This is a genomic window from Chryseolinea serpens (assembly GCF_900129725.1).
Classification (GTDB): Bacteria; Bacteroidota; Bacteroidia; order Cytophagales; family Cyclobacteriaceae; genus Chryseolinea; species Chryseolinea serpens.
This window is the reverse complement of record NZ_FQWQ01000001.1, coordinates 2,805,663-2,821,799: the sequence shown is the minus strand read 5'-3', so window position 1 is coordinate 2,821,799 and position 16,137 is coordinate 2,805,663. Positions and strand designations below refer to the sequence as shown.

At 51.4% G+C, this 16,137-nt stretch carries 15 protein-coding genes; 6 read left to right on the top strand and 9 right to left on the bottom strand.

Translation table 11 applies throughout. The features are described from left to right. Window position 1: 1 nt before the first annotated feature. The 5 genes from asnB (at window position 2) to panB (ending at window position 5,140) form a co-directional block, all read left to right on the top strand. Entirely contained in the window at window positions 2-1,876 is a 1,875-nt protein-coding gene (gene asnB / locus BUB30_RS11240) for an asparagine synthase (glutamine-hydrolyzing) (RefSeq protein ID WP_073133675.1), read from the top strand. Then, complete coding sequence (locus BUB30_RS11235) at window positions 1,873-3,036, top strand: glycosyltransferase (RefSeq protein WP_073133673.1); 1,164 nt, start codon at window positions 1,873-1,875, stop codon at window positions 3,034-3,036. The genes asnB and BUB30_RS11235 overlap by 4 nt, the downstream gene beginning before the upstream one ends. 198 nt (window positions 3,037-3,234) lie before the next feature. Continuing rightward, window positions 3,235-3,711, top strand: coding sequence for an Lrp/AsnC family transcriptional regulator (locus BUB30_RS11230; protein WP_073133671.1), 477 nt, complete (start codon window positions 3,235-3,237; stop codon window positions 3,709-3,711). 32 nt (window positions 3,712-3,743) lie between these two features. Further along, window positions 3,744-4,250 (top strand): phosphoribosyltransferase family protein, encoded by a 507-nt coding sequence (locus tag BUB30_RS11225; protein ID WP_178377076.1) that lies wholly within the window; start codon window positions 3,744-3,746, stop codon window positions 4,248-4,250. 71 nt (window positions 4,251-4,321) lie between these two features. Beyond that, a complete protein-coding gene (gene panB, locus BUB30_RS11220) occupies window positions 4,322-5,140 on the top strand; it encodes a 3-methyl-2-oxobutanoate hydroxymethyltransferase (protein WP_073133669.1) in 819 nt (272 codons plus the stop codon). Here the strand turns inward: panB and BUB30_RS35790 are convergent. From BUB30_RS35790 to BUB30_RS11195, 6 genes are all read right to left on the bottom strand, one after another. After that, window positions 5,137-5,268 carry a hypothetical protein gene (locus tag BUB30_RS35790; protein ID WP_262485792.1) on the bottom strand — a complete coding sequence of 44 codons (132 nt, stop codon included), beginning with the start codon at window positions 5,266-5,268 and terminating at the stop codon, window positions 5,137-5,139. The two genes, panB and BUB30_RS35790, sit on opposite strands and share 4 nt — an antisense overlap. 273 nt (window positions 5,269-5,541) lie before the next feature. Beyond that, the gene (locus BUB30_RS11215) at window positions 5,542-6,879 is read right to left on the bottom strand and encodes a PhoH family protein (RefSeq protein WP_073133667.1); all 1,338 of its coding nucleotides are present in this window, start codon (window positions 6,877-6,879) and stop codon (window positions 5,542-5,544) included. A gap of 72 nt (window positions 6,880-6,951) precedes the next feature. Next, window positions 6,952-7,635 carry an AlbA family DNA-binding domain-containing protein gene (locus BUB30_RS11210; RefSeq protein ID WP_073133665.1) on the bottom strand — a complete coding sequence of 228 codons (684 nt, stop codon included), beginning with the start codon at window positions 7,633-7,635 and terminating at the stop codon, window positions 6,952-6,954. Between the two features lie 167 nt (window positions 7,636-7,802). Continuing rightward, on the bottom strand, window positions 7,803-8,033 hold the full coding sequence (locus BUB30_RS11205; RefSeq protein ID WP_073133663.1) for a hypothetical protein: 231 nt from the start codon (window positions 8,031-8,033) through the stop codon (window positions 7,803-7,805). 81 nt (window positions 8,034-8,114) lie between these two features. Beyond that, window positions 8,115-9,629, bottom strand: coding sequence for a magnesium chelatase (locus BUB30_RS11200; RefSeq protein WP_073133661.1), 1,515 nt, complete (start codon window positions 9,627-9,629; stop codon window positions 8,115-8,117). A 56-nt stretch (window positions 9,630-9,685) separates the two neighbouring features. Further along, window positions 9,686-10,783: a vWA domain-containing protein gene (locus tag BUB30_RS11195; protein WP_073133659.1), complete on the bottom strand. Its 1,098-nt coding sequence runs from the start codon at window positions 10,781-10,783 to the stop codon at window positions 9,686-9,688. Window positions 10,784-10,953: 170 nt separating this feature from the next. On the opposite strand from BUB30_RS11195, the gene BUB30_RS35785 reads away from it, so the two are divergent. Continuing rightward, window positions 10,954-11,082: a hypothetical protein gene (locus BUB30_RS35785; protein ID WP_262485791.1), complete on the top strand. Its 129-nt coding sequence runs from the start codon at window positions 10,954-10,956 to the stop codon at window positions 11,080-11,082. An 85-nt stretch (window positions 11,083-11,167) separates the two neighbouring features. Here BUB30_RS35785 and BUB30_RS11190 read toward each other — a convergent pair whose 3' ends face one another. From BUB30_RS11190 to BUB30_RS11180, 3 genes are all read right to left on the bottom strand, one after another. Then, window positions 11,168-11,809, bottom strand: a complete 642-nt coding sequence (locus tag BUB30_RS11190; protein WP_245804065.1) for a sterol desaturase family protein — start codon at window positions 11,807-11,809, stop codon at window positions 11,168-11,170. A 49-nt stretch (window positions 11,810-11,858) separates the two neighbouring features. Beyond that, window positions 11,859-13,001, bottom strand: coding sequence for an N-acetyl-alpha-D-glucosaminyl L-malate synthase BshA (gene bshA / locus BUB30_RS11185; RefSeq protein WP_073133656.1), 1,143 nt, complete (start codon window positions 12,999-13,001; stop codon window positions 11,859-11,861). Between the two features lie 140 nt (window positions 13,002-13,141). Continuing rightward, window positions 13,142-16,093 carry a serine hydrolase domain-containing protein gene (locus tag BUB30_RS11180; protein ID WP_073133654.1) on the bottom strand — a complete coding sequence of 984 codons (2,952 nt, stop codon included), beginning with the start codon at window positions 16,091-16,093 and terminating at the stop codon, window positions 13,142-13,144. Window positions 16,094-16,137: the final 44 nt, after the last annotated feature.

Below are 16,137 nucleotides of genomic sequence, written 5' to 3'. Positions count from 1 at the left end.
TATGTGCGGAATTGCCGGTGTGTTAAACAAAAATTCGGGGCATGCTCATGAAATTGAGTCCATGATTGCGCAGCTTCGCCACCGCGGTCCCGATGCACAGTTAGCCTGGTCGTCCGACGACGCCAAGGTGGCGTTAGGTCACACACGTCTCAGTGTGATCGATCTTTCAGAAACGGCCAACCAACCCATGGTGTCCCAGGATGGGCGATACATCATCGTCTTCAACGGCGAGATCTATAATTTCAAATCGATCCGGAGAGAAATTGAAACGAGACACCCGGGGGTTGAATTCAAAACAACTTCCGATACGGAAGTGATCCTGCACGCCTACGCGCTATGGGGCGAGCAGATGATGTCGCGCCTGGGCGGCATGTTTGCGCTCGCCATCTGGGACACGGAAACAAAAACGATGTTCCTGTGTCGAGACAGGGTGGGCAAGAAACCCTTGTTCTACTATCACGACGACAACCATTTTATTTTTGCGTCCGAAATAAAATCATTGCTAAAACATCCGGTCGTGAACGCCGCAAAGCGTCAGTTGGACACGGGCGCGGTGCATCAATTTTTGCACCTGGGCTACATCCCGGAGCCACGGACGATTTTTTCATCGATCAAGAAATTTCCGGCTGGATTCGCCGGCACCGTGAACGCCGGTCTGGCGATGGACATCAAGGCATATTGGACGGTCGAAGCACAATTGCATCCCAAACCCGCAGCGGACGATGCGACAGTAAAACAAAACCTGACGAACATTCTGACAGAAGCCGTGCAACAGCGCCTGATCAGCGATGTGCCGCTGGGGGCATTTCTGAGTGGTGGAACCGATTCGTCGCTGGTCACCGCCCTGGCGTCAAAAAATTCCACCGGCGCCCTGAAGACGTTCAGCATCGGCTTTGCAGAAAGCAAGTATGATGAAAGCGACTACGCACGACGCGTGGCGTCGCATCTGGGGACCGATCACCACGCCTACACACTTTCTGAGCAGGAGGCCGTCGGCATCCTGGAAACATACCTCAAACATTTTGACGAACCCTTTGCCGACACTTCAGCCATACCGACGATGTTGGTGTCCAAGCTGGCGCGAAAAGAAGTGACGGTGGCCCTTACCGGCGATGGAGGCGATGAGCTATTTCAAGGATATGGTGCCTACAATTGGGCCGGGCGTCTAAACAATCCCCTCATCCGGCTCTTTCAAACCCCGCTGGCCTTTGGCCTGAGAAATTTCGGCGACAGCCGGTTGAAACGCATAGCACACATGCTGGAGAAAGTTGACGAAACGCGGATCCGCAGTCATATTTTTTCGCAGGAGCAATATTTCTTTTCGGATCGCGAATTGAAAGAAAATTTATTGCGCCGGCCGGCGTCCTACACGTCGTTTACCTATCATGACCCCCAGGTCGCGAACGTGAAACTCACGGCCCGCGAACAACAGGCCATCTTTGATTTGAAATTTTATTTGAAAGATGACTTGCTTGTCAAAGTCGATCGCGCATCGATGTTTCATGCCCTGGAGTGTCGCTGTCCGCTGCTGGATCACACGGTTGTTGAATTTGCACTCAACTTGCCACTCTCTTTTAAATTGCGCGGCAACGTTCATAAATGGATCTTGAAGGAGGTCTTGGGTGATTATTTGCCGGCCGAATTGGTTTATCGTCCAAAATGGGGTTTCAGCATTCCGCTCGTGAAATGGCTGAAGAACGAACTCCGCTATTTGATAGACGACTACTTGAACAAAACGACCATTGAAACGGCGGGCCTCGTACACTATGAATACGTAAACGCACTGAAAGAAGCTTTCCTGAATGGGAACGACTATCTCTACAACCGTCTCTGGACATTGATCGTCATTCATAAGTGGCTTCGCGAAAACGAATGAGCAACGCCAACGTACTATATCTTTCCTATGATGGCCTCACCGACCCACTCGGCCAATCGCAGGTGTTGCCCTACCTCTGCGGCCTGGCCGACGAATACACCATCACGGTGGTGACGTTCGACAAGGCGGATCAATACGCGAAAAAGAAAAAAGAAATTGAAGCTATTTGCCGTCAATATCAGATCCGGTGGATCTCGTTAAGATATCGACGTCAACCCCCTGTCCTCTCCACGGTGTGGGCATTGATCAAGCTACGCCGCCTGGCCGACCGCTTGCATCGCGAAAAGAAAATCGACATCGTACATTGCCGCAGCTATCTCACGGCGCTGGTGGGATTGGGATTGAAACGCTCGCAGGGTGTGAAATTTATTTTCGATATGCGCGGGTTTTGGGCCGACGAGCGCGTAGAGGGTGGGTTGTGGAAGTTGAGTAACCCGGTGTTCAAATCGATCTATCGTTTCTTCAAACAAAAAGAAAAAGTATTTCTCACGGAAGCCGACCACACCATTTCGCTCACCGAAAATGCCCGGCAGGAAATTCTCTCCTGGAAACTGAACACGGCGCCCATCACCGTCATCCCCACCTGTGTGGACATGACGTTGTTTGATCCGGCGAAAATCACCGCACCCCAAAAACTCGAAAAGCGATCCGCCCTGGGAATTGCGCCCAGCGACTTTGTGCTGCTTTACCTGGGCTCGTGGGGCACATGGTATATGACAAACGAAATGCTGACCTTTTTTACAGGGTTGAAAGCGCAAAAGCCGAACGCCAAATTTCTCATCATCACTCAGGATACAATCGACCTTCATCAATATTCGCACCGCGAAGACGTGATCATCAGACCAGCAGCACGACAAGAAGTTCCTCTTTACATCGGCTTGTCCGACGCGGCGGTTTTCTTTATCCTTCCGTCTTTTTCGAAGAAAGCCTCGTCGGCCACAAAGATGGGTGAGATCATGGCCATGAACATTCCCGTGATCACCAACCCGGGTTGGGGCGATGCTGAACGGATCATCCACCAGGCAGGAGGGTACCTGGCCGATGGACCGTTTCCATTCGAAAGCCTGGCGCCCGTTCAATCAAGGGCCTATTGTGAACAACACCTCAGCCTAAAGCAAGGCGTGCTCACCTATAAGTCGGTTTATGAAAAGCTCGTGTGAAAAGGCATCTTCATGAAAGAACTGGGATGACCCCTGAATCTGGGGAGATATTTTCAAGTGCCTGGTGATCACCGTTTTGGAATTTGGGCGATCTGGGAAGTTTTTTCCCTTTTTAAATCACTTTTCTCAAAGGAAAAGGTAAATTCTGTTAATTTTGGCCAAATTTTATTTGGAGACGAACCCTCGTAAAGACATACTATGAAACCTGTGAAATTAGACGGTACCGATCGCAAGATCCTGGAGATCCTTCAGGCCAACTCGAACATTACCAACGCCCAACTCGCCAAAGAAATAGGCCTGTCGCCCGCCCCTACCCTGGAACGCGTGAACAAGCTGGAGACCAGTGGCGTCATCAAAAGCTATCATGCCGTTATCGATCCGGGAAGCGTGGGCATCGGTGTCAGCACCTTTGTGATGGCCACCCTGAAAGGTCACAATAAAGAAAACATCGAAAAATTCATCAAAGCCATCAAGGGCATCGACGAAGTGGTGGAGTGCCACCACATCACGGGCGCCGGCGACTTTATTCTCAAGATCGTTTGTGCCGACATCGCAGCCTATCAACAGCTGATGCTGGAAAAAGTATCGAACATTGAGGTGGTGGACAGCCTGCAATCCATGGTGATCCTCTCCACCTTCAAAGACAGCAAGTCCATGCCGCTGCCCAACGCCTAGAGGCTTTCCTTTACCATCATCTTTTTTAAACTATGGTGTCAGAGAAAACATTGATCCTGGATGCGCGCCAGGTGCAGGAAAAGATCAAGCGCATGGCGTTTGAGATCTATGAGCACAACTTCAAGGAAAAAAACGTGGTCATCGCCGGCATCGATGGCCAGGGCTACATCCTGGCCCAACTCCTGCTGAAACACCTGCAGGAAATTTCCCCGCTGGAAGCCAAACTCGTCAAAGTGTCGCTCGACAAACTTTCGCCCCTGCAAAGCGAAGTGACGCTGGACTGTGAGCTGAGAGACCTCAAAAAGAAGTGCATCATTCTCGTAGACGATGTGCTCAACACCGGCCGCACGTTTGCCTATGGCATGAAGCCCTTCCTGAACATCGAAGTAAAAAAGATTGAAACGGCCGTATTGGTAAACCGGAGTCACACCTTATTCCCCATCTATCCGCAATACACCGGCTACGAGCTGGCCACCACCATCAAAGATCACGTGGAGGTGAACCTGGGCAAGGAAACCGCCGTGTACTTACTGGATTAACTTTGGTACCGGTTGGGCGTTAAACACGATTTAACGCTCAACCCAAAACCATCCACCACAACCCCGAGACCATGTCTATCCACAAACCTGATATCAAGCGCATCACCACGCACCAATTGCAGGAAATGAAGAACCGCGGCGAGAAGATCGCCATGCTCACGGCCTACGACTACAGCATGGCCAAGATCATCGACGGCGCGGGCATCGACATCGTGCTGGTGGGCGACTCCGCCTCCAACGTGATGGCGGGCTATGAGACTACATTGCCCATCACGCTGGATCAAATGATCTATCACGCCGCGTCGGTGGTACGTGCCGTGAAACGCGCGCTGGTGATCGTGGATCTTCCTTTCGGAACCTACCAGGGAAGTTCAGTGGAAGCCCTTCGCTCGTCCATCCGCATCATGAAAGAATCCGGCGCCCACGGCGTGAAACTCGAAGGGGGCAGCGAAGTGAAAGACTCCATCGAAAGAATACTGAGCGCCGGCATCCCTGTGATGGGCCACCTTGGCCTCACACCCCAATCCATCTACAAATTCGGCACCTATACTGTACGCGCCAAAGAAGAAGCGGAAGCAAAAAAGCTGTTCGACGATGCAAAGCTTCTGCAAGAATGCGGTTGCTTCGGCGTGGTGTTGGAGAAAATCCCGGCCGCCCTTGCCAAGCAGGTTTCGCAATCGCTCGTTATTCCGACCATCGGCATCGGAGCAGGCCCGGATGCGGATGGGCAGGTGTTGGTGATGCAGGATATGTTGGGTATTACAAAAGAGTTCAAGCCTCGTTTTTTGCGGCGTTATGCTGATTTGCATACGGTGATCACGGATGCCGTGGCGAAGTATATCACGGATATTAAAGCGAAGGATTTCCCGAACGAGGACGAGAAATATTAATCCGCCGCCGCCCCACCGCCCTTGTTGGTGTTCTTCACCAACAAGAAACCGGGGTGATAAACATTAATGATGGGGACATCCACGTAGGAAGGGTGATGATCGTGGGCATCAACAATGTTTGGTGGCATCGAGTTTTGTGGGTGAAGAACACCAACAAAGGCGGGGACATCCATCAGGAAGGATGATGATCCGTGACATTAATTTGAAGTTGGGTGGCTGAAAAAATTTTGTTGGTGGGACCCAACAAATTGGGCGATGGGATGTCAATAATGTTGGTGGTGTATTTGTTGATGATGGACATCAATGCGCGTGATGATCGGGCCATCAACAATGTTGGGTGACAATGAAATTTGTTGGTGAAGAACACCAATAAAGGCGATCGAAATATCAACAAAGCAACCCTACAACAACTCGTTCGCCAAATTGGCCAACTCCGAGCGCTCTCCTTTTTCAAGGGTGATGTGCGCATACAACTCGTGGTCCTGCAAGCGATCAATAAGGGTTGACAAGCCGTTACTTTGCGAGTCCAGGTAAGGTGTATCGATCTGGTAGATGTCGCCTGTGAAAATGATCTTGGTGTTTTCGCCGGCGCGGGTGATGATGGTCTTTACTTCGTGTGGGGTGAGGTTTTGGGCTTCGTCCACGATGAAGCAGATGTTGGAGAGGCTTCGGCCGCGGATGTAGGCCAAGGGGGTGATCATGAGTTTTTCCTGGTTCACCATTTCCGTGATGCGCGAATATTCTTTGTCGGTTTCGCTGTATTGGTTTTGGATGAACTTCAGGTTGTCCCACAGCGGCTCCATGTAGGGATTGACTTTCGATTTTATATCGCCCGGCAAATAGCCGATGTCTTTGTTGCTCAGGGGCACGATCGGGCGAGCGAGGTAGATCTGCTTGTACTCTTTCTTCTGTTCCAGTGCAGCGGCCAGCGCCAGCAACGTTTTGCCCGTTCCAGCCACGCCCTGAATGGACACCAGCTTGATCTCCGGCTTCAACGCCGCATGGATGGCGAAGGTCTGCTCGGCATTGCGGGGCTTCACGCCATAGACAGCACGCTTCTCCACATGCTCCAACATTTCGTTGAAGGGATTGTAGTAGGCAAGTGCCGACTTTTTGCCGCTCTTTAAAATATAGTAGTGATTCTTGACCGGTGCGATTTTGCCCAGCAAGTCGCCGGGAGGGCAATAGCCTTTTTCATAGAGGAGGTTGATCATGTTGGAGTCAACATCTTCCAGGATGGTCTTGCCCGTGTAGAGCGAAGAAATATTTTGAACCTTGCCCGTCGTGTAATCTTCCGATTGGAGGCCCAGGGCTTTGGCTTTGAGGCGCAGGTTCACGTCTTTGGAGACGAGGATGATCTTGCGGTCTTTCGCTTCTTTCTGCAACTGCAACGCCGAGTTGAGGATCCGGTGGTCGGCCTTTTCTTCGTTGAAGACCTTGTTGGCGTCGATGGTGCTCTTGGTGTCCATCAACACCTTGAACACACCTTTGCCTTTGCCGTTGATGGGGTTCCAGTTATGAAGCATCTGGCCTTTGGCCAGTTTGTCTATGAGGCGGATGAATTCGCGGGCCTCGAAGTTCTTGGTGTCGTTGCCCTTTTTGAAGTTGTCGAGTTCTTCCAGTACGGTGATGGGGATGCCCACATCATGTTCGTCGAAATTAAGGATGGAGTTGTGTTCGTAGATTATGACCGAAGTATCAAGTACGAAGATCTTTTTTTCCTTTTTGGTTTTCGCCATGCGACACAAAGAACTTGGTTTACGAAATGTAATGAATGGAAATGAAAAGCGTGTAACTTTTGAGAAAAGTTTTTATGAAACTTTCCCGAATGCAATAGAGTAGACATCGCCCCGTTCATGCGGCGACACCCGCAGCACGTCAGCCAAAACCAAGAGCACTAATTTTTTGGAAGCATAGAACCGCTTCAGTCCCGTGAGCACCATGAACTCTTTGAGGGTGATGCGCTTGTGCTCGTCCAGGTATTTGATCAGGAACTGTTCGTGATCGCCATACCGGAACCCGATGTCCTTTTGACGCTGCCGGCGCCGGATGATCTCCCGCACCTCGCGGCTTGCCTTGATGCTCTTGTCGTCCACCCGCACGAACGATTCCTTCGCCTGGTTGTCGCCAAGGAAGTAGTGGGGCCTGCGCTCGCTTTTGGCAATATCATATTGGATCACGGTGCGTTGATTGCCCAGCGGGATAAGTGTTTCGGTGAGCGATAGGGCGGGGCGCACGCGTTTCAGGATCTCCTTAATAACATGCACATCGTCTTCAGTATATTTCAACCCCGGGATCGTGCCATCGTCGCCAATGCCCACCAGCAGTGTGCCGCCTTCGGTGTTGGCGAAGGCAATCATTTCACGGGCGATCTTTTCGGGATTAGAGGCCTTGCGCTTGAACTCCAGCACAGCACCTTCACCTTTCCGGACAAGCTGTTGCAGAAGCTGAACCTGCCGGGGTTGAAAGGATACGGATTCCTGCGGCTTGTTCATGGCTATCTATGCGTATGGGTCTGGCTTCGTTTTGCTTTGATGGGATAAAACGGAATAGAAGCCACGCCGAAAGGCCGTCGGAGGGTATACGGTCAGAACGCTTCAGGCTCTTTGCCCAGGCATTGTGTTATCGATCCATTCACCAGGAGGTATACGATCACTGGATCTCACAGCCACTTCGCATACAACTTCCTGGCCTGACTGTGAAACTTTACCCTGCCCGCCTTCAACTCTTCCAATCCCTTTTCGATTGCGCTCCTTTCTTCCTTTGTGATCTTATCCCACCAATCTAAATTCTTCTGATTCTTCATGAGCATTTTCACCCGGTCAAGTGCAGCCCCTTCCTCCAGGGAGAGGATCCACTGAATGAGTTTTAATTTTTCACCGTCGATGCTCATAAAGAACAGGCTTTCTTAAAAATACAAAATCTGTTAAGAAAATGCATCACGATGACCGTTCACGCGAAAAAAATTCAGGCCTTAAAACTTTCCGCCCAACGCTTCATCGTCATCGTCGTCTTCTTGTCCGGGACGTGGCAGGGTGAACATACTGCTCAACAGGTCCTTGAATTGAAGGCCTGCGGTTAGATTGTGTTTGCTGATCAGACTGTACTCCGCTAAACCATGCAGGGCAAACTCCATCAAAAATAATTTCGATGCCGCATCCTGGCCCTTGTGAAACTCATTCACCAGGTCTAGCAGGCCTGGGATGGACTTCAGCTTTTGTTCGAACTCGGCCTGGCCGCTGTCGTGAAGCAAGTCCACCGTGTTGCCATCACCAAACCAGTTGGCCACTTTTTTATACGGACTCTTCTCTTTTTGTTTTCGGAATTTATCGGGGTCGGGGAAGTAATTCACAAACTGCGTGCGCAAGGCTTTGCCCACCAGGTTCTGCGCCACAATGCCAGGACCTTCCTGCTCACCTTCGTAGACCAGCTCCACTTTTCCCGTAATGGCCGGGACCACACCAATGAAATCGGAAATGCGGATGTTCACATTCTTCTCGTTGTTGAGGATGCTTCTCCGCTCGGCAGCAGCCACGAGGTTTTCATAGGCCGAGATGGTGAGGCGGGCCGACACGCCGCTCTTGGCGTCTACGTATTCGCTCTTGCGCGCCTCGAAGGCGATCTGCTCCACCAGGTCCTTCGCGATCTCGTTGACCGAAACGGTTTGACGTTGGATGTCTTTCAGGCGGGCCTCTTGTTGGGTAATGCGTTTGCCGATGTCGAGTGTCTTCGGATAGTGCGTGATGATCTGGCTGTCGATGCGGTCTTTCAATGGTGTAACGATGCTACCCCGGTTGGTGTAATCTTCCGGGTTGGCCGTGAACACAAACTGAATATCCAAAGGCATGCGGATTTTGAAGCCACGGATCTGGATATCGCCCTCTTGTAAGATATTGAAAAGCGCCACTTGAATGCGGGCTTGCAAGTCAGGCAACTCATTGATCACAAAAATGCTCCGGTTCGAGCGCGGGATCAATCCGAAGTGGATCACGCGTTCGTCAGAATAAGGAAGCTTGAGTGTAGCGGCCTTGATCGGGTCAACATCGCCGATGAGATCGGCAATGGAAACATCGGGCGTGGCCAGTTTTTCTGAGTAGCGTTCGTCGCGATGCATCCAGGCCACCGGGGTGTTGTCGCCCAGCTCTTTCACTTTGTCTTTGCCATAGCGCGAGAACGGTGCCAACGGGTCGTCGTTCAATTCGGAGCCCTCGATGATGGGGACATACTCGTCCAGCAAGTGGACCATGAGCCGGGCCAGGCGTGTCTTGGCTTGTCCACGCAAGCCCAGCAGGTTGATGTCGTGGCCGGCCAGAATGGCGCGTTCGAGATCGGGGATCACGGTTTCTTCATAGCCCCAGATGCCCGCAAATACCGTTTCTTTTTTTCGAAGCCGCGCGATCAGGTTCTCGCGCAATTCTTCTTTGATCGACCGGGGTTTGTAGCCGGCCAGCCTTAGCTGGCCCAGCGTGTTAATCTTTGAATGATCCATTCGTGTGGTTTGATGTTTTTAAAAAATGAAACCGGAAATCGGGAGAAAGTCGCCGGTTATAAATTCTTCCTTCTGTTTCTCTTGAAATCCTCGAACACCAGGTTGCCCAGGCCCTCCAGGTTGCTATAGTAAGCGTTGCCGTTGTTGGCTTTTGTAAAATCACGCACAAAGGCTTTTAGATACGGATCGGTGGCGATCATAAAAGTAGTGACCGGGACTTTTAATTTGCGCAGTTGCCCGGCAAGGTTCAGGGTCTTGTTCAGGATCTTCTGATCCAATCCAAAAGCGTTCTTATAATATTTGATGCCTTGCTTGATACACGTGGGTTTGCCATCCGTGATCATGAAGATCTGTTTGTTGTTGTTTTTTCTTTTCCGCAGGATGTCCATGGCCAACTCAAGGCCGGCCACGGTGTTGGTGTGATACGGTCCCACTTGCAAATAGGGCAGGTCCTTGATCTCGATCTGCCAGGCGTCGTCGCCAAACACGAGAATGTCGAGGGTGTCCTTTGGATATTTTTTGGTGATCAGCTCAGCCAGTGCCATGGCCACTTTTTTGGCGGGGGTGATGCGGTCTTCGCCGTATAAGATCATGGAGTGCGAGATGTCGATCATCAGCACGGTGGAGGTTTGCGTTTTGAACTCGCTTTCCATCACCTCCAGGTCTTGTTCGGTCATGAAGAAGTTGTCCAGGCCGTGGTTGATCTGGGCGTTGCGCAGCGAATCGGTGGCCGAGATCTGTTCGAGGGTATCGCCAAATTCGTAGTCGCGGTGTTCGGTGGTCTGTTCGTCGCCCAGACCGCTGTGGTGTGTATTATGCTCGCCGGATTTCGTCTTTTTCAGCTTCCCGAAGATCTCCTCCAGGGCGGATTGACGTAGGTTTTGTTCACTTTTTGCCTTTAACTTGAATTCCCCTTTGGGGCCCTCGTCGGTGATATAGCCTTCCCGCTTCAAATCCTCGATAAAATTGCCAATTCCGTACTGGTCGTTGGTGAGGCCGTATTGCCGGTCCACCTCCGTGAGCCATTGCAGGGCTTCGGAAACGTTGCCAGAGGTGATGAGGATCAGCTGCATGAATACTTTCAGCAGTTTCTGGAAATCGCTTTTATCCTTGTCGTCAGGGGGAGTGTAATTCGAAAATCGGTATCCAAGCATGGGTTTTGGGCCTATTATATCACACTAAACCATTAATTTGAGAAATCTGTTTCTCCCTCAAAAGTTAATTTCTAAAAACTTTAAGGTCCCATGTAAGGATTTGCCCAAGAATCGAATAGCGATTTTGTCGACGGACGTTAATTTTGATCGACAAACAAACCAATATTCCTATGAGAAAGTCAATAGTTGTATTAATCTTGGCGGCCTCTGTCATGCTGGCCGCTTGTTCGGAGTATACGTGTCCGACCTACTCTAAAGCTCCAGCCAAGACCAACTCGGCGAAGCAGACGCGCCTCTAAAAAGCACTCATTAACCTGAGCTATAAAAAAGCCACCGCGGGAAACCAAGGTGGCTTTTTGCTTTGGTAAAGATGGACGATGGACCTCAGGCCGAGGTTTTCTTATCCTTCATCGTGCCATAGATATAATCCCACAGCGGCGACGACACCCCGAAAATGATATCGCCATTCTTATAATGGTGCATGCTGTGGTTGATCCAAAGCTTGCGGAAAATATTTTTTGGCGGCGGATAAGCATGCACGACATAGTGTATGGAGAGATACGCCGCATAGCCCACGAGAAAACCCGGCAGAAAAGAAAACACGAGGTCACCCAAAACCAACCGGAAAAGCAACAGCAATATGGTGGAAATGGTAACGCTCAGCAGCGGCGGCATGGCCAGCCGGTCTTTGTCTTTTGGAAATTCGTGGTGAACACCGTGCATCACATATTGAGCCTTTTCACGCAACTTGCTATAGGTGGTCATGTGAAACACATGACGATGCACCGTATACTCCACCCACGAAAACGAAACGATGCCCAACAAAAACATCAGTGTGGTTTGCAAGGCCGACAACGTCGTGTGGGTGATGCTCCAATACAAAAGAGCACTGGCAAATGTGGTGAAGATGAGCAAGGGAACAGAGATGTGCGTGCGGGACAATTTTTCAAGAACAGGGCTCTTGAAGAGCTGTTTGCTCCCTTGATTTTTTGGTTTGATCTCAGGTGGCATTACATCTGCTAACATTGCGTCATGGGGTTTAATGACTGATTTCTTTCCTCAAGGTTTTATACGGCTATAACGCCGCTTTTGATGCAGTTTTCTCCATTACCCGTTGATAATAACCTTCATATAGCGGCAAGATCCGGCTGATATCAAATTCCTTGGCGCGTTTCAAGGCATTGTCCTTGAACGTTTGAAGGTTATTCTTATCCAAAATAAACAGTGCCTTACGGGTCATGTCTTCTACATCACCCACCGGGCTCATAAACCCGGTAACGCCCTGAACATTAAGCTCCGGCAAGCCCCCCGTGTCCGACGAGATCACGGGCACTTCGCATGCCATGGCTTCCAACGCGGCCAACCCAAAGCTTTCTTTCTCAGAAGGCATCAGGAAAAGATCCGCTACCGAGAGCACTTCCTCCACCGCCTCCAACTTGCCCAGGAAGCGAACATCCTGGCTGATCTCCAACTCGCGGCACTGGGCTTCGGCCTTGCTGCGTTCTGGACCATCTCCGATCATTAACAATTTAGCAGGAATTTCGGCGTGAATGTTGGCAAATATATTGATCACATCGCCCACACGCTTCACTTTCCGGAAGTTCGATGTGTGCACCACCAGCACCTCGCCGTTGGGGCAAATGGCTTTTTTGAAGTGATCTTTCTTTTGTTTTTTGAATTTCTCCAGGTCAATAAAATTGGGGATCACCTCGATGTCGTTGGTGATCTTGAACGAATGATACGTTTCCCGCCGCAGGTCTTCCGAAACGGCCGTCACGCCGTCGGACTCGTTGATGCTGAAGGTGACCACCGGTTCGTAGGAGGCATCTTTGCCCACCAGGGTGATGTCGGTGCCGTGCAACGTAGTGACCACTGGAATGACGATGCCGTGGGTCTTCAAAATTTGTTTGGCCATGTAGGCAGCCGAAGCGTGCGGGATGGCATAATGTACGTGCAACAAATCCAGCTTCTCGTTCTTCACCACGCTCACCATCTTGCTGGCCAGGGCCAGTTCGTAAGGGGGAAAATCAAAAAGGGGGTAAGAATGAAAATCAACCTCATGATAGAAGAGATTTTCATTCAGAAAATCCAATCGCGGAGGTTGCGAATATGTAATGAAGTGAACTTTATGACCCTCTTGGGCCAGTGCCTTTCCAAGTTCGGTGGCAACTACACCGCTTCCGCCAAAGGTGGGATAGCAGACAATTCCAATATTCATGTTTAGGTTCGTTGTGTCGTTAAGGTTGGGGGCACCCGGAATAACGGGTCCCTGGCGTGTGGGTGTGTTATTTAATTGTTAAAAGTGTGGACGTGTGCCTTATCCCTTGAGACGAACCCCTGCTTGGTTTATTGCAAACTCTACCGGCGACTGGTCACCAGCGATGTGTCGGTCTCCGTGTCGTCTTCCGGAACATCGCCGCAGTAGCTGAAAATGGATTCGTACACCACGTCTTGAATGCGAGAACGTATATTGGCATTGTTTAGTTTATTGTTCCGGTCTGGATATACCCGGTTAGAAAGAAAAACATAGACCAGGTCGAACTCGGGGTCCACCCACATGCACGTGCCCGTAAACCCGGTATGCCCGAAGGTTTGGGGTGAGGCCTTTAGCGAAGTGGGGCTGTTCCAGTCGCTTTGCACGGGCTTATCCCATCCTAAACCTCGGCGGCTTTTGTCAAATTGCTTAGCGGTAAAAGTTTGAACGGTCGATCGCCGGTAATAGCGGGTGCCGCCATATTCGCCCATCTGTAACAACATTTGTCCCAGCTTGGCCAGGTCGGTGGCGTTGCTGAACAGGCCCGCGTGGCCCGCCACGCCCCCCATCATCGCCGCCCGTTCATCGTGGACGGTGCCGGCTATGCGCGTCTTGCGATAGATCTTGTCGTCTTCGGTGGGCGCAATGGTTTGAAGCGGAAAGCGGCTCAGGGGCAGGTAACCCGTGGTATAGGCGCCCAGCGGTTCATATAAATTCTGGTGGAGAAATTCGTCCAGCGGCTGGTTCAACATCCGCTCGGCCAGGCGTTGCAACATGAGAAAACCCAGGTCACTGTATTTGTAGCCATAAGGCGTACGCGCAGGCCTGTCCACCAGTTTCGATTTTGAGATCCACGACCACACGGAATCGCGGATATTCGGGGCGGCAAATAAATTGGCGGAAACCTGGAGCGGATAGTGCTCGTCTCTTTTCCGGCTATAATATAGAGGGAGAAACGTGGTGTCTTTCACGGTCTCATTCCACATCGGTATAAACGGAGCGAGGCCTGCCTGGTGTGTCAGGATCTCCAGCAGGGTGATGTCTTTCTTATTGGTATTCTTTAGTTCCGGCAGATAATAAGAGATCTTTTTATGAATGTCTATCATGCCCTTCTCGTACATGAACATCACTGCCTGCAACGTGGCCGAGACTTTGGTGAGCGACGCCAGGTCATAGATGGTTTCGCTGGTTACAGGTGAGGTGTTATCGTAGGTGAGCGCACCAAACGACTTGTCATAGATCACCTTGCCGCCGCGGGCCACCAGCACCTGGCATCCGGGAGTGGCGCCCATCTTGATGGCTTCTTTCACAATGCTGTCGATCTTGGGCAGCAACCGACTTTCCATGCCGGCGTCTTCCGGAATGGAGTAGGATAGACGTTTAATGGCGTCAAACGACTGGCCCCTTCCTTCCGGGAGCAAGGGCGTGGCCGCGATGGGCAATGCGCCCTGCGCAGGCAAGGCGCCAAAAATGATTTGCGGAACGGCCCGGAGGGTTTCCGGCGTGTTGGTATAGGCCGTGATCACGGTGGGCAACGTGCTGGCCGATCGCAGGAAACTCTCGTTGCCGAAGTCACAATAAATGATCTCCGCCGTGCTTTGTTTCAATACGGTATTCAGCCGCTCCATCACCGCCGGTGACGTCTGTGGAAATATGCCGACGATGATCACCTCGTGCCCGCGCAGTCCATCGGACAACTCCATGAGGTCGCTCTTTTCATCGAGCGTGAAATAGGAGGTATACACGTATTTGTTCAGCGTGGTCACGAACTCCTTGTTGGGCGTGGCCGCATGGCTGGAGATGAAGGCAAAGTGTTTGTTCTCTAATACTTTTATGGGCAACGTGCGTTGCGCATTGCTCACCACGGTCACGGCTGCTGAATATAATTTCTGAGTCATCAGGCGTGGAGCCGGGCCGTTGAGGCGGGCCACGAGGTTGTCGAGGTTCACGGGTTTGCGTTTCGACAACCCTGCGTCGTATTTGAAACCGAGGATCTTCTTCACGCTGTTGTCGAGTTGGGTCTCATACACATCGCCCGACTTCAGTAATTTTTTTATTCTTCGGATCGCGGGGCCGATCTCTTGCGAGCCGATCAGGATATCGTTGCCGGCCTGGAAGGCAAACATCTCCGCTTCACCACTTCTCACTTTTTCGGTGAGCGTTTTCACCTGGTGGAGATCGACAAACACCAGACCGCTAAAATTCAATTTCCCCTTCAGCCATTCGCCCGTAAAGAACAGCGAGAGTGTGGCGGCATCGAAGGCATTTTTTTTGATCAGGTTTTTACTTTCGTAGAAAAGCGGGAACGTGGAGGCGGCGGGCATCACGCCGGCCAGGTTATTTTCAAAGAGCTTGATGTAGGGATAGGAGCGCACCGAATCAAGGGTGGGCTTGATGCTCGGAAAATCTTTGTGAACGTCTGTCACGGTAAGGCCTTTCACCGTGAAGTGTTTGGCGCAAGCCAGCACGCCATGGTCTTGCATGCCCCGCACAAAAGCCGTGGCTTTGCCGGCGACGTTCACTTTGTTTTCACCAAAAGAACGGTAGCTGATCATCGGGTCCTGGGGGTTGTTGTTGATGTCGGCCGTGGGTCCGAAGTTGAGGTTCACCCCCAGCATCTTCATCTGGTTGGCCACTTCCCTGCCGGCCTGGTACACGAGCGTGTCGTTGCGAATGGCCCCCATGATGAGCGGTCGCGGGAAGCTTAGCGTGCTGTCCACCGACTGTCCTAGTCCCCATTCGGCCTCCTGGCCCACGAATAGGGGCAAGTGCGAGGCGGCCTGAAAGACGTTCGTGGCCCGGGCCTGGTGCACGGGCGTTTCCTGTTGGAAGATGATGCCACCGATGTCGTGGTTACGGATGTTGTCCTCTACCTCGCGCAGTTGGTCCTTCGTGGCGTGGGGTGGCACCGTGGCCATAAACAACTGCCCGATTTTCTCCTCCACGCTCAGCGTGTGGAACACACTGTCGACCCAGTGGTTCTTCTTCGATTGGGCAGACGCCCCCGTGAGCATAGCGCCCAGGATCAGAAAGCTCAGGAAAACTTTTTGTAGCATTCGGTTTGATGTTGAGAGTTTAAAAAATGAAGCCTCCAAAGTGT